Origin of the sequence: Marinobacter sp. SS21, from assembly GCF_028369065.1 — a bacterium.
Taxonomy (GTDB): Bacteria; Pseudomonadota; Gammaproteobacteria; order Pseudomonadales; family Oleiphilaceae; genus Marinobacter.
In genome coordinates this window covers 21,693-34,587 of the sequence record NZ_JAQNDA010000006.1, presented here as the reverse complement: position 1 = coordinate 34,587, position 12,895 = coordinate 21,693, and the positions used below count along the sequence as shown (strand labels likewise).

Here is a 12,895-nt window from a genome sequence, read left to right as displayed (position 1 = left end):
CGGGTTACTCGTAGGATGTTGAGAGGCGTAGCCGAACCGCTTCATTCGCGCCGGTTCCGGGATAGAGCTGATGCGATTCGCTCTGCTCATCACATCCTACGAAACCAAAAAAGCCCCGCACCAGGCGGGGCAAAGAGGATCGTCACTACTCGATTGCGTCAATTCGGGGCAGGCTCAGTACAGCTTGGCCAGGGACTTCCTGGCGAACGCCTCCACGTCGTCCAGCCGGCCTTCCTTCACCTTCACCAGCCAGTCCGGGTCCTGCAGCAGGGCGCGGCCAACGGCGATCAGTTCGAACTCGTGATTGTTCATCCGCTCCACCAGCTCGTCGATGCCGGATTGCTCCACCGCTTCCTGCTTGCTGGCGAAGGTGCCGCTGATGAAGTCCTCGGTCAGACCCACGCTGCCGACCGACATGGTGGGCTTGCCGGTGAGCTTCCGGGTCCAGCCGGCCAGGTTGAGGTTGGAGCCCTCAAATTCCGGCTCCCAGAACCGGCGGGTGGAGGCGTGGAAGATGTCGACGCCGGCGTCCGCCAGCGGCGTCAGGAACGCCTCCAGCTGTTCGGGAGTGTCCACCAGGCGGGCGTCGTAGTCCTGCTGTTTCCATTGGGAGAAGCGCAGCATGATGGGATAGTCCGGGCCCACCCGGTGACGCACCGCCTCGATCAGCTCGACCACGAAGCGCTGACGGTTGGCCATGGAGCCGCCGTATTCGTCGTCCCGCTGGTTGGTGCCTTCCCAGAAGAACTGGTCGAGCAGGTAACCGTGGGCACCGTGGATCTCGACGCCGTCAAAACCGATGGCCTTGGCATCCTGGGCGGCGTCGGCGAAAGCAGTGATCACATCCTCGATGTCACCCTTGCTCATGGCCTTGCCGTTGGGCTTGCCGGGCGCAAACAGACCGGAGGGGCTGTAGCCCGGCACGCTGGCGTCAGGCTCGACGCCTTCCTTGCGCACCGCGCCCACGTGCCACAGCTGGGGAAAAATCTTGCCACCGGCGGCGTGAACCGCATCCACCACCTGCTGCCAGCCCGCCAGCGCCTCGGCGCCATGGAACGCCGGCACGTTGGGGTAGCCGTTGGCGGCGACATGATTGACGAAGGTGCCCTCGGTGATCAGCAGGCCCACCCCACCCTCGGCGCGGCGACGGTAGTAATCCACCACGTTCTGCCCCGGCACACCGCCGGGTGAAAAGTTACGGGTCATCGGCGCCATGGCCACCCGGTTGGCGAGTTGCAGGTTGTTCAGCTCAAACGGCTCAAACATCGGCCCCAGATTCATGGTCATGATCGGTTACTCCAATTCGGTTTCGTAACGCAACCCTATTTAATCTGGTTTTAAAATGCAACCCTTTTAGGTAGACTGACGGACATGGCAAGAAAACGTTTCGATGATTCCAATTGCTCGGTGGCCCGCGCACTCAATGAAGTGGGGGACTGGTGGTCGCTGCTGATTGTGTTGCAGGCAATGTACGGCACTCGCCGCTACGTGGACTTTCAGCAGGAACTGGGCATTGCCAAAAACATTCTGTGCGACCGGCTAAGCCGGCTGGTGGACAATGAGGTACTGGCCAAGGTGAACGTCGGCGAGCACGGCGCTCGGTACGAGTACCGCCTCACCGACAAGGGCCGGGATCTGTTTCCGGTGGTGATTGCGTTGCGTCAGTGGGGTGACAAGTGGAACCCGGCGCCGAACGGCTCTGCCCTCGACCTCCGCGATCGCGCCACCGGCCGCCCGATCGGCCAAATGCACGTCAGCGACGCCGACGGCAAGCCGTTGACGGTGCGTGATGTGTTCCTGCCGGAGCCGGCCGACGACGCCGGCTGAACCGCCAGCGCTGATGGGCACTGCCAGCGGCCCCAGTGACGGCGGCGCTGGCAGCTGATCGTCAACTCAGCGGCTGGATGAAGTCCGGCCCTGGTTGCCAGAAGCCGGCCGTGACCGGCGTCGGCCCGGATTGCCGCCATTTCCTGACTCACCGCCGCCACTGCGTGCCGATGGGCTGCGGCCAGCGCCCTGACCCCGACCCTTGCGAGCCCGACTGGGGTCCGCCTTGGCCTTGGGCTTGAGCGGCAGATTGTTGATCGGCTCAAAGCCTTCCACCGTCTTGCGGGGAATCTGCTGGTTGATCAGCCGCTCGATGCCCGCCAGCAGCTTGCCCTCATCGGCACTCACCAGCGACAGCGCATGGCCGCTCTCACCGGCACGGCCGGTACGGCCGATACGATGGACATAATCTTCCGGCACATTGGGCAACTCGAAGTTGACCACTTGCGGCAACTGCTTGATGTCCAGCCCGCGGGCGGCGATGTCGGTGGCCACCAGCACCCGGATGTCACCCTGCTTGAAATTGCTGAGCGCCCGGGTGCGAGCACCCTGGGACTTGTTGCCGTGGATCGCGGCGGCGGTGATGCCGTCTTTTTCCAGCTTCTGGGTCAGCCGGTTGGCGCCGTGCTTGGTGCGGGTGAACACCAGCACCTGCTGCCAGTCATGCTGGTTGACCAGCTTACTCAGCAGCGCGGATTTCTGCTTCTGGTCTACTGGGTAGACGGTCTGCTTGATGGTCTTGGCGGTGGTGTTGCGGGCCGCCACTTCCACCTGCACCGGCGCATCCAGCAGGCCCTGGGCCAGCTTGCGGATCTCACCGGAGAAGGTGGCGGAGAACAGCAGGTTCTGCCGCTGCTCCGGCAACAGCGCGAGGATCTTGCGAATATCGCGGATAAAGCCCATGTCCAGCATGCGGTCGGCCTCATCCAGCACCAGGATGTCGAGGGCGTCGAATTTCACCGCGTTCTGCTGGTACAGATCGAGCAGCCGGCCCGGCGTGGCGACCAGCACATCGACGCCTTTATGCAGCTTGCGCATCTGCGGATTGATCTTGACGCCGCCAAACACCACGGCGGAAGAAGTGGACTGGTACTTGCTGTACAGGGCGACGCTGTCACCCACCTGCGCCGCCAGCTCCCGGGTCGGCGTCAGGATCAGCGCCCGCACACCGCGGCCACGACGGGGTAACTCCGCCAAACGCTGCAACAGCGGCAGGGTAAAGCCGGCGGTCTTGCCGGTACCGGTCTGGGCAGCGGCCATCACGTCCTTGCCGGACAACACCGCGGGAATGGCTTGGGACTGAATGGGAGATGGGGTGTCATACCCCTGATCGGCGGTCGCACGGACCAACGACTCGGACAAACCGAGGGAAGAAAAACTCATAAAGGATCAACTCAGTAAAGACTCCCGGCTTAGGCGGGAGCGGCCATGAATTGGGCATGGCGAATAAAGACGACTACGGCCACGCGCCTGATAATCAGGGGGCCGTCCTCAGACAGGTCGTATCGGATAGGTGGGCAAACCGGCGTGTGGCCGTGAACTGCACCGTCCTTCGAGGCAGGATAGCGGGCACCTTAACAGAGCTGTGCCGCAATAGCCAGAAATCCCGGTGCGACCGGAAGCCTCCCAGAACCGGGGCTGCTGCTGGCTGGACCGGCAAGCAGCGGCCCTCCTGCTTCCACCTCGGTATCCCAAGGTGCTGCGGTTATTATCTGAATTCAGGATCAATCGGTCGTTAATGTGGATCTGCGCCCAACTATTGATATTCTTAGATTGTCGTGGAAACGAATCTCCAAGCCTGGGTCAAACCGGCGTTAAATCTCCCCAGCCATACTCAAAAACGTAACGGTTGGAGCAAAGGAGGATGCTCGTTGTGCCAGCGTTGAAATAGGCTTTTATTTCGGCCTTCAAGACAAAATTCTTGGACCACCAATAAAGGTGAACTTGCCAATAATGGAATCTGACAAGTTGATGTTCTGGGTTTTATTTTTTATTGTGGCTGCATTTAACTTTTGGTTTGATCTATATGCAAGCCATCGTGTAACTGATAAAAGAAAACAAAAAATTTTACTTGCCAATCCGTTATGGTTTTTAGTTCGGGGGCTGTTTTCAAAAGAACATGTGAGAATAAGATTTATCGGTGGTGGGGCAAAGCTCTTGTTATTGGTACTTTTTTTTGGTGGCATTTGGTAGCAAATCTAAACAATTGGGGTCAGATTGGACTAGCCCTGGTTATTTTTCAACCTTGAAATAGCTGACTGTATTCAATAGACAGTATGGACCTGAGACCAATTATTTCAGAATATCGGGACTAAAGACATGAAACCCGGCCAGAGCGGACACAGCACCGTTATTGAAAAGTCTTACATTTTATTTTTCTTTTCAGTACCACTATCACTAATGGGCTGGCCAGTTATATCGGAGCAAACTAAGTACCTGATTGCATGGATTGGATTTTATGGGTACATACCATTTTACATTCTCACCATTCTGTTCTTGGCTTTATCAAAAAGAAGGATATTGAAGGCCTATATAATATTTTCACCAGCAACATACTTAATAATTCAACCGCTTGGACGCCCAATCCATTTCATCCTGAATGGCGACCTAGAAAGCGCTCTGATGGCACTCAAGCCTAACTACGGCTACGTTTTATTTTACGGATATATATATTTTGTTTTAGGTTATTTATTAATGGGAATGGCATGGGTACTCTGGCGATGGTTTTTAGCAGGTAAATTTTCTGGCATACGGTAAGGCGCCTGGAAATTGGGGGAACCAATAATTAATAACCGGGGTCATGAATAACCGGGAATAACCGGGGTCAGATACAAATTCCTAACCAATTTACGTAAGCCGCTAAATCCTATTCACCACCAAAGCACACTTTTCTATTATTCCCTCGCTGCACCACATGCTGCGGAAAACCAACCGGACAAAACCGTTGTTGCCGCGCCATATTTCCTCCTTGAAATTGATGGCTTGTATTCGATCACTCGTTAATGTGGATCTGATTCCAATTGTTGAATGTAGCTGTCGGAGTATTCGTATTGCATCAATGCACCAATTTTAGACCATAAACCAGGCAATTCAGGAATAATGGCCTAATACTAATGCATTACTATAAAACATCAATAATGTAGTTATTTTGAGCCATTAAACGAAAACCCAAGGGTTATTGGCTTGTCTTCAAACCAATACTTTGTCTTTGGTGCTTTTGGAATGATTAGGGAGCCTTTGGCTAACCTCTCGAGCCCTGGTGCCTCGCTGTTCCTTGGCCGTCGCCTTCAAACCAGGCCAGCACCGGCCCGAGCGGCTATATTGAAGTCACGGTGCCGCAGTTAAACTACCAGTGTATACGACTCGAGTCCTAACCATGTTACGCACCCTTACTTTCCTGCTGATGTTGCTGTTGCCCACGATTGGCGTGGCGGCGGAATTTCGGGTTGGCCTATTGCATGGCGACGCCGAGATTTTTGATTATGAGCTGTCGGTGCTGCGGCTGGCGTTGGCGCACGCCCCGGGCAGTCACAGCCTGAGCGTGGTGCCGCTGCCAGGAACCACCCAGGAGCGGGTGTTCAGCATTCTCGATGCCCCCAGGGCGCCGATCAATGTGTTCTTCAGCGGCTACAGCCCGGAGCGGGAACGGCGGTTGTTGCAGGTGAATGTGCCGCTGACGCGGGGGCTGCTGGGGTACCGGCTGTTCCTGGTCAAGGCCCAGCGGGCGCAGGAATTGTCGGCCATCACCAGCCTCAATACGCTGCGCCGCTACGCCATCGGTTCCGGCATCGGCTGGCCCGACAACGACGTTTTTGCGGCCAACGGCCTGAAGCTGGTCACCAGTCGCTACGACAACCTGTGGCGGATGCTGGACATGGAGCGTTTTGATCTGTTTCACCGCGGGGTGCAGGAAATCTTTACCGAGCTGGATCGCCCCGAGCACAGCCACCTGGCGGTGCTGCCCGACGTTGCCGTGGTGTTCCCGTTCGACTACTTCTTCTACGTCTCCCGGCAGCAGCGGGAGTTGCACGACATCCTGCTCACCGGCCTGCGCAACGCTTACCAGAGCGGCGCCTTCATGGCCCACTTTCAGAGCCATCCCGCCATCACGGCAGCGCTAGGGCGGGCGCGGCTGGACCAACGGACGCTGATCCAGCTTGAGCTTCCGGAAACCTACCACAGCCTGACCACTATCCCGGCGCGCTACTGGCACCACAAGCAGCGAGTGCTCCAGTCGCGGCAGCGGGCGCTGGCCCTGGGGTACTGAGAGGCTCCCTAGACCACCTTGCCCCGTAGCGCCTTGACCTTGCCGCGCTGGTTCTTGTGGTCCATCCGGCGCTGACGGGCGGCGCGGGAGGGCTTGGTGGGTCGGCGCGACTTTTGCGTCTTGACCGCCGCCAGGATCAGCTCTTTCAGTCGCGCCAGGGCGTCGTCCCGGTTCTGCTCCAGGGTGCGAAAGTTCTGCGCCTTGATCACCACCACGCCGTCCTTGCTGATGCGCTGATCCGGGTAGGCCAGCAGCCGTTCCTTGTAGAACGGCGGCAGACTGGAGCGGCGGATATCAAACCGCAGATGCACCGCGCTGGCCACCTTGTTGACGTTCTGGCCGCCCGGCCCCTGGGCGCGGATCTGGGTGATCTCGATTTCCCAGCTGGCCAGTTCCACGGCGTTGGAGAGTGTCAGCATGGCGGCCTCACCGTCTCAGTCAAAATGGTCCCGGTGCAGGGCGACATCCAGCGGCTTGCGCTGCTCCCACTGCAGTTTTTCCAGCTCCGGCTGGTCGTAGAACTGCTTGACGTAGCCCAGACACAGCCAGGCCACCAGCTTGCGATCCGGCGGTGCCCGCAGGATGTCCTTGACCTCGCCGGGATCGAGGATGCTGACCCAGCCCATGCCGACGTTCAGCGCCCGGGCCATCAGCCACATGTTCTGGATGGCGCAGACCACGCTGTACTCGCCGGTCTCGCGGATGCTGGTCTGACCCAGCACCGGTGCCGAGGACGGCTTGTAGAACACCGCAACGTTGAGCGGCGCCTCCAGGATGCCCTCCAGCTTGAGCCGGGAGTACAGCCGGCGACGGTCGTCGCTGAACTGCGCCTCGGCCTTGCGGTTCTCCGCCTCGAAGCTGTCCGCCACCCGGCGCCGAACGGTGGGATCCCGCACCAGCACGAATTCCCAGGGCTGGGAGAAGCCCACCGAGGGCGCCAGGGTGGCGGCCCGCAGGATCTGCTCCACCACCGCCTCGGGCACGGCCTGGGGCAGGAAGTTGTTACCCCGCACGTCCCGGCGGTGCAGCATGATCTCGGTGAGCAGCCGCTGATCGGCTTCGGTGAAGGTTCTATTGTTCATGGCGTTCGGCAAGGCCGCGACGATCAGCGGAACACGCAGTGCTTGGCGTAGTCACCGGCCTCATTGACGCTCCAGTCACCCTTGGGTTTTTCCTCCATCGCCACACACCAGGCTTCGCTGCCAATCTCGGGGGCACAGCCCGCCAACAGCACACCAACAACCAACATCAACAGCGCTTTCTTGACCATCATACGACACCTTTCAAACCGGGGGCCCCTGGGCCCGAGTAAGTGCGAAACAAAGCCCGGATCATACGCGAGCCGGCGCCAAGTCTCGACCCCGGCAGGACCCCGTCAGGCCTCGGGGGGCTCGCCCTCCTCTGCCTGCAGCTCGGCGGCGGGCAACCGCCCGATACCCCAGCTACCACGGATGCGCTCAATCACCGCCTGCAGTTCCTCGGCGGGCACGTCGGCCAGAGCGCCACGCTCCAGGGGGTCGAAATGGAAGATGTACAACCGCGAGGCGAACTGATCGAACGGCAGCGACGCCTCGCCGAAGCGTTCACCCTTGCCGGCGGTATTGACCACGATGCCATGGCCCCAGTTCTGGCCGCTGTCGTTGTTGGGGTTGAAAAAATACACCCGCATCTGGTCGCTGGGGTCCAGCGCCACCCGCAGGATGGTGATGGCGTGCCAGCCGATGAACCGGGCGGCGCTGTCGGTGACGGCGATGCCCGCCGGCTGGGGATGGATCACCGGCTGGTTGCCGTTGTAGAAGGGATGGTAGCTGGCGTAGAAGTGGCGCAGGAAACCGTCCAGGTCATCCATCAGTCCGGTGCTGACATCGACGTTAATGCGAAAGCCGCGACCCGACCACCAGCCATGGAATTCCGGGTTGATCCACTGGTGCGGATCGCCGTCGCGGCCGGCGCAGCGTCGGCCCATCTCGGCGTAGATCCGATCCAGGTGCGGCACCACCACCAGCGACACCGGGTCCAGGTCCGGGGCAATTTCCGCCGCCAGTCCGGACAGGCTCTCCCGGGAGGAGATCGGCTGGCCCTCGAAGTGAATGATGATTTCATCGTCCCGCGCCGCCCAGGCCACCATCTGCAGCAGATAGTCCGGGTCGTTGTAGGCCCACATCGACAGCGCCCGGGCCGACTGGCAGGTGGGGTTGTTGCCCTGCCCTACCCCCAACGGCAGGCCCAGCATGCACAACACCCCCTCCATCAGCCGGGCTTCCGCCGACGGCGATTGGCCATACAGCAGCGACAGCCGCTGACGACAGCTTTCGGAGATTGGCAGGGCCAGCTGTCGCCACAGCCCCGGCGCCACCGGCGGCTGGTACAGAATGCCCCGCTCCAGCATCAGGGCCAGGCCGTAAATGGCCTGGGCGGTTTCCGGGTACACACACCTATCGATGATGGCGCGGATCAGCTGGGCGTAGCACAGCAGGCAGTCCCGACCGGTGCTGGAGACTCCCAGCGCCTCCGCCAACAGATGATCGCTGTGGTCCAGTAAGTGGCGCAGCAGCACCGGATGGTAGGGTGACACCAGACCGGTGTCGTGCATCGAGCGGGCAAAACCGGTGGCCTCCGATTGCAGTGCCACCTGGTCCATGGCTCGTAGCCGCTCCCGGTAGACCCCCACCCCCGGGTCTTCCCGACAGGCATCGGTGGGGCCAAAAAGGCTGCTCACCAAGCGGTCCGCGCCCTGGCCACTGGCGCCGAGATCGATGGTGGGATCGGCCCGGCAGACGGCGATCTGGGTGACCATTTGCTTGATGTCGTCCACCTGGATCGGCCGCTGGCGCAGCATGCGCCAGATTTCGCCGATCAGCCGGTCGATGATGTGTTCGTAACCGATGCGTTCGGCCAGGTGCCGCACCAGCGCCCGGCTGGCCAGGGCCAGACGCCCTTGCTGGGTGCGCTCGGCCTCGCTGGGGACGCCGAACAGCAGGTCGAGGTTGATGGCCAGCACCTGGGTCAGGTAATGGTGGGCCTGCTCGACGGAGACGCCGGGGTGCTCATAGTGACCCAGCGCCACCGCCAACAGACGCAATTCACTGAGCGCCTCGACAACCACGGTGTCCGGCTCGGCACTCTTGAGGGAGTAGGGGGTAAGCGACGGTACCAGGATCTGCGGGCAGGCCCAATCGGAGCCGGCAAAAATACCGGCCGCTTCCAGCGCCTGAGCCTGGCATTCCAGCACCTCGCAGCCACCCTCCACCAGCAGCAGCCGCTTGGCCGTATCCAACACCCGCCGCACCTTGCCTGGCTTGGCAAACGACGGGGCCTGGGCCATCAACCGTACCGCCTCGTCGAGCTGGACCGACAGTGTGTTCAGCTTGCCGTCCCTGTTACCGGGATGGGTCTCGGGCGTAGTCACAGCGACTCCTCCTGGGGGCGGCGCAGACCAGGGAACCAACCCACACGTTGACGGGCGCCCGGGCGGCGGATTCAGTCATTATACATAGAAATCCAGCTCCTCCTGGCGCTTGAGCAGGTCCCTCATCACGTGGGGGTCGTCGCCGAAGAAATACACCAGACCCCAGTGGGTGCCGAAGGCGGTGCGCTTGGTCACGGTTTCCTCCAGTGGCGGCGTCAGTTCGTGGGACTCGAAGTAGTCGTGGTCCTCGGTCTCCTCCGGCAGCTCCAACCGGCTCACCACCCGCCGACGCGGATAGACCCCGAAACAGCCGGCATGGCCCTTGGCATCCACCACCTCCCTGGGGAAGAAGGCGGTGATTTCCTCCTCCGTGGTGGTCGGATCGAATGCCAGGATCAGCCCCTGGTAGGCGTTGAAGCCGTAAGCTCGTTCCAGCAGCTCGAACACCTTGAACCCGGGCGGCCGGTACGCCACCTCGCCGAAATACATCTCGCCATCGCTGGTGACGAAGTACTCGGGATGGACAAAGCCGAACTCGATGTCGAAGGCCTTGATCAGCTTCTCGATCTGGGCCCGGATCTGGGACCGGTATTGCTCCAGCTCCGGGGTCGCCGGCACAAACACCGAGTAACCCAGGGTGACGTACTCGGAAATATTGAGAAAACGGATCTTGCCCTGGTGAATCCAGGCCTCGACCGCAAACTCCCAGCCATCGAGGTGGGATTCCATCAACACCGGGAACTCCTCGTCGGGGATGGAATCCACCTCATCCGGAGTGCGAATCACCCGGTGGCCGAGGCAGCCGGCCTTGTCGAAGGCCTTGAGGTGAATGGGGTCGTTGGGATCGCCGTCGAGCTTGAGCAGGGTCTGGTTGACCCGTTTGAGAAAGCGGATGACGTCTTCCTTGTCGTGAGCCTCCTCGAAGATGCCCACCCGAATGCCCCCCAGCTGGGCCCGCCGCTTCATCAGTGCCTTGTCCCGCAGCAGCATGGCCTGGCCCAGCAGGCGGGGGTTATTGAGCAGCACCGAGTTGATGGCGCCGGCCCATTCCACCGTCTCCTCGAACAGCGGAATGGCGACATTGACGCCCATGTCCTTGAGGGTGGTTGCGATTTCCAGCGAGCGGTCGTTGAGCCGCTCGAAATTCCAGGACACGTAAGGAATGCCGTGTTCCTGGCAGTAGGCCTCGGCCCAGTCCGGCGCCACCACCACATAGCGCCGATCAAAGTTTTCCGCGGCTTCCACCGCGTTCAGGCACCATCCCAGCAAGGCGACGTAGCCCTTGTCGGGATTGCGCGGCCGGGTTTGCCAACGGGTTCCCGGTTCGTCGGGTGTTGCCTGATACTGTGCCATACGCAAGCCTCCTGGCTAAAAAGGGTTCTGCTCACCCTACAGGGGTAGCTCAGGAGCGCGCCGACAGCAACCGCCGGCGACAAGCATGAACGGGCCGCAAGGCCAGAGCCCGCCGGGGCTTGCGAAGTCCTTAGATCGTTTGGGAATCAGAGAGCAGTTTTAGATCCGGCCAGAAATTTTCAACCGCCGCAGTACCCAGTTCCGGTAGAGCCAGGACAACAGCGGGCGAATAACCGGCAGGCCCATCAGCCGCGCCAGCGCCCGGTACCGGGGCAGGCGGGCCAGCAACAGAATGTAGGCGTCCAGCTCCCGATGGAGCCGGCCGGCGGCGTCCCGCACATGCAGTTGACGCAACGCGAGTTCAGGGTCCACCCCCGCCGCCTGCAGTTCGGCCTCGCGGCCGGTGATGTCGAACCAGACCACATCGTCACCGGTCACGCCGGCCCGGCGCCGGTACCAGTCCCGGTCCTCGACGCAGCGGGGACAGGCGCCATCGTAGTAGACGGTTAACGTCGGTTTATTGCCCATGGCGGAATTCCGGGTGGCGAGCCGCGCTGGCTCACCCCCATGGTGATCCAGACCGGGTGACCGCGACAAGCCTCAGAATACGGCGCGGGCGGCGTTGACCGTCAGGCCCACCAGCATCAGCGACGACACCGCAAAGATCAGGAAGCGCACCTCGATCTTGTTCACCAATGCCTGCACCAGGCTATGCACTACCCGCAGGCCCACGTACGCCCAGGCCAGGACCAGGTTCGTGCCGGTGCCTTCACCCAGCAGCGCCAGGGTCAGGGCAAGGGCGTAGAAGATCGTCGGCTGCTCCATCAGATGGTTGTAGTTGTCTGCCTTCCAGCGCACCTTAGCAGGCAACTGGTTCATCTGCTCGCCCCGGGGCGCCTGGGGATCCGGCACCATGTGCGCCTGTTTCATCGCCGGCAGCCGGGTCACATACATCCACAGCCACATCACCAGGGACCAGGCGACCAGGGCGACGACGGGAGCAAGAATCGGACTGGATACCGACATGAACGTACCTCGCTAATATTTTATCTGGAGATCGCCGACGTTAGCCGAATTTAAAGACAATTCATACAATTCATACAGTTCATCCGATATTTACCTTCGCTTTCTAAGCCGACTGGTGTTCCGCCAGGCGAGCCCGGATGGCGTCCGGGATCGGCATCGATTTCTCGGCCTGGTAGTCAAAGTAGATCAGCACCGCCACCCCGGCGGCCACTTCCTTGCCGTCCTGGAAGGCCCGCTGCACCACCTGGCAGGAGGAGTTGCCCACCTTGCCAATGGTGGTTTCGATGTCGATGGGCTTGCCCCAGTAGCTCTGGGCCTTCAGGTCCAGCTCAACGCGCGCGAGGATGATGGGCCAGGTTTTGACGTCCAGCGAGGGGTGGAGCAACTCGAACACCGGCGTACGGGCCTGCTCGAACCACACCGGATAGGCGGTGTTGCTGATGTGGCCAAGGGCATCGGTGTCGTTGAACCGGGGTTCGATCTGGTAATGGAACATGGTTCGGGTTCCTGCGGTGTGTTGGCAACTGTTCACGGTTATCGGCATTGACCCGCCATCAAACCACGAAGTCCCGACACTGGCAAAACGACTTTGGTGGCACGGTCCCGGGCCACGGTCACTTCAACAGGAAATTGTCGATGCCGGCAGGGTGTTCGAGGTTTGCAGCACCAGTCGCTGCCGCGAGGCCTCATCCAACCGTCGGGTCGTTGCAGGTAGGTGGTGCGATCGCTCGCCTGGCTGTGCGGTACCAACGGCGTTGCAAACTCCGCTCGCACCTGGACCTGCTGCAGTTGTCGGTGCAGGGCCGGTACGTCCAGTGGCTGATGCGATGCTGATCCCTCCCGGACGGTCTCTCGCCAGCAAAAACTTGCACCGTGGCGGTGCGCCGCGAGCAAATTACCAACCGGTAACCCACCGGCCGAGGTTCCGTTAACGCCAAAAGCGCTACACTGTTGTTATTACTAACACCATGGCGGTTGCCACTGCCGTCGTCGCCGGCCCGCGCCGGTTCGAT

Annotated in this window: 14 protein-coding genes; 4 read left to right on the top strand and 10 right to left on the bottom strand. The window is 60.9% G+C overall.

Features of this window, described 5'->3' with window-relative positions:
- Positions 1-174: 174 nt before the first annotated feature.
- Positions 175-1,287 carry an NADH:flavin oxidoreductase gene (locus tag N6L25_RS09535; protein WP_271979612.1) on the bottom strand — a complete coding sequence of 371 codons (1,113 nt, stop codon included), beginning with the start codon at positions 1,285-1,287 and terminating at the stop codon, positions 175-177.
- An 84-nt stretch (positions 1,288-1,371) separates the two neighbouring features.
- Here N6L25_RS09535 and N6L25_RS09530 point away from each other — a divergent pair, with 84 nt between their 5' ends.
- A complete protein-coding gene (locus tag N6L25_RS09530) occupies positions 1,372-1,827 on the top strand; it encodes a winged helix-turn-helix transcriptional regulator (RefSeq protein ID WP_271979611.1) in 456 nt (151 codons plus the stop codon).
- A gap of 66 nt (positions 1,828-1,893) precedes the next feature.
- Here the strand turns inward: N6L25_RS09530 and N6L25_RS09525 are convergent, their stop codons facing one another.
- Positions 1,894-3,210, bottom strand: coding sequence for a DEAD/DEAH box helicase (locus tag N6L25_RS09525; protein WP_271979610.1), 1,317 nt, complete (start codon positions 3,208-3,210; stop codon positions 1,894-1,896).
- Positions 3,211-3,780: 570 nt separating this feature from the next.
- Between N6L25_RS09525 and N6L25_RS09520 the strand changes: the two genes are divergently transcribed.
- The 3 genes from N6L25_RS09520 to N6L25_RS09510 all read left to right on the top strand — a co-directional run bounded on the left by N6L25_RS09520 (position 3,781) and on the right by N6L25_RS09510 (position 6,094).
- Positions 3,781-4,020, top strand: a complete 240-nt coding sequence (locus N6L25_RS09520) for a hypothetical protein (protein ID WP_271979609.1) — start codon at positions 3,781-3,783, stop codon at positions 4,018-4,020.
- 126 nt (positions 4,021-4,146) lie between these two features.
- On the top strand, positions 4,147-4,584 hold the full coding sequence (locus tag N6L25_RS09515) for a hypothetical protein (protein ID WP_271979608.1): 438 nt from the start codon (positions 4,147-4,149) through the stop codon (positions 4,582-4,584).
- Positions 4,585-5,203: 619 nt separating this feature from the next.
- The gene (locus N6L25_RS09510) at positions 5,204-6,094 is read left to right on the top strand and encodes a hypothetical protein (protein WP_271979607.1); all 891 of its coding nucleotides are present in this window, start codon (positions 5,204-5,206) and stop codon (positions 6,092-6,094) included.
- An 8-nt stretch (positions 6,095-6,102) separates the two neighbouring features.
- Here the strand turns inward: N6L25_RS09510 and arfB are convergent, their stop codons facing one another.
- The 8 genes from arfB to N6L25_RS09470 all read right to left on the bottom strand — a co-directional run bounded on the left by arfB (position 6,103) and on the right by N6L25_RS09470 (position 12,378).
- Positions 6,103-6,513 carry an alternative ribosome rescue aminoacyl-tRNA hydrolase ArfB gene (gene arfB, locus N6L25_RS09505; protein ID WP_271979606.1) on the bottom strand — a complete coding sequence of 137 codons (411 nt, stop codon included), beginning with the start codon at positions 6,511-6,513 and terminating at the stop codon, positions 6,103-6,105.
- Positions 6,514-6,528: 15 nt separating this feature from the next.
- On the bottom strand, positions 6,529-7,176 hold the full coding sequence (gene bluB / locus N6L25_RS09500) for a 5,6-dimethylbenzimidazole synthase (RefSeq protein WP_271979605.1): 648 nt from the start codon (positions 7,174-7,176) through the stop codon (positions 6,529-6,531).
- A 23-nt stretch (positions 7,177-7,199) separates the two neighbouring features.
- Entirely contained in the window at positions 7,200-7,367 is a 168-nt protein-coding gene (locus tag N6L25_RS09495) for a DUF3012 domain-containing protein (protein WP_271979604.1), read from the bottom strand.
- Positions 7,368-7,469: 102 nt separating this feature from the next.
- Complete coding sequence (locus tag N6L25_RS09490) at positions 7,470-9,503, bottom strand: hypothetical protein (protein ID WP_271979603.1); 2,034 nt, start codon at positions 9,501-9,503, stop codon at positions 7,470-7,472.
- A 78-nt stretch (positions 9,504-9,581) separates the two neighbouring features.
- On the bottom strand, positions 9,582-10,856 hold the full coding sequence (locus N6L25_RS09485) for an ATP-grasp domain-containing protein (protein WP_271979602.1): 1,275 nt from the start codon (positions 10,854-10,856) through the stop codon (positions 9,582-9,584).
- A gap of 159 nt (positions 10,857-11,015) precedes the next feature.
- Entirely contained in the window at positions 11,016-11,384 is a 369-nt protein-coding gene (locus tag N6L25_RS09480) for a thiol-disulfide oxidoreductase DCC family protein (RefSeq protein WP_271979601.1), read from the bottom strand.
- 72 nt (positions 11,385-11,456) lie between these two features.
- Positions 11,457-11,882, bottom strand: coding sequence for an MAPEG family protein (locus N6L25_RS09475; protein ID WP_271979600.1), 426 nt, complete (start codon positions 11,880-11,882; stop codon positions 11,457-11,459).
- Between the two features lie 103 nt (positions 11,883-11,985).
- The gene (locus N6L25_RS09470) at positions 11,986-12,378 is read right to left on the bottom strand and encodes an acyl-CoA thioesterase (RefSeq protein ID WP_271979599.1); all 393 of its coding nucleotides are present in this window, start codon (positions 12,376-12,378) and stop codon (positions 11,986-11,988) included.
- Between the last annotated feature and the right edge of the window lie 517 nt (positions 12,379-12,895).

Bases quoted from the DNA above. Each gene is read 5' to 3' on its own strand.
- N6L25_RS09510 (WP_271979607.1), top strand. From the start codon at position 5,204: ATGTTACGCACCCTTACTTTCCTGCTGATGTTGCTGTTGCCCACGATT.
- N6L25_RS09495 (WP_271979604.1), bottom strand. From the start codon at position 7,367: ATGATGGTCAAGAAAGCGCTGTTGATGTTGGTTGTTGGTGTGCTGTTG.
- N6L25_RS09535 (WP_271979612.1), bottom strand. From the start codon at position 1,287: ATGACCATGAATCTGGGGCCGATGTTTGAGCCGTTTGAGCTGAACAAC.
- N6L25_RS09530 (WP_271979611.1), top strand. From the start codon at position 1,372: ATGGCAAGAAAACGTTTCGATGATTCCAATTGCTCGGTGGCCCGCGCA.
- N6L25_RS09520 (WP_271979609.1), top strand. From the start codon at position 3,781: ATGGAATCTGACAAGTTGATGTTCTGGGTTTTATTTTTTATTGTGGCT.
- N6L25_RS09470 (WP_271979599.1), bottom strand. From the start codon at position 12,378: ATGTTCCATTACCAGATCGAACCCCGGTTCAACGACACCGATGCCCTT.
- bluB (WP_271979605.1), bottom strand. From the start codon at position 7,176: ATGAACAATAGAACCTTCACCGAAGCCGATCAGCGGCTGCTCACCGAG.
- arfB (WP_271979606.1), bottom strand. From the start codon at position 6,513: ATGCTGACACTCTCCAACGCCGTGGAACTGGCCAGCTGGGAAATCGAG.
- N6L25_RS09485 (WP_271979602.1), bottom strand. From the start codon at position 10,856: ATGGCACAGTATCAGGCAACACCCGACGAACCGGGAACCCGTTGGCAA.
- N6L25_RS09525 (WP_271979610.1), bottom strand. From the start codon at position 3,210: ATGAGTTTTTCTTCCCTCGGTTTGTCCGAGTCGTTGGTCCGTGCGACC.
- N6L25_RS09515 (WP_271979608.1), top strand. From the start codon at position 4,147: ATGAAACCCGGCCAGAGCGGACACAGCACCGTTATTGAAAAGTCTTAC.
- N6L25_RS09480 (WP_271979601.1), bottom strand. From the start codon at position 11,384: ATGGGCAATAAACCGACGTTAACCGTCTACTACGATGGCGCCTGTCCC.
- N6L25_RS09475 (WP_271979600.1), bottom strand. From the start codon at position 11,882: ATGTCGGTATCCAGTCCGATTCTTGCTCCCGTCGTCGCCCTGGTCGCC.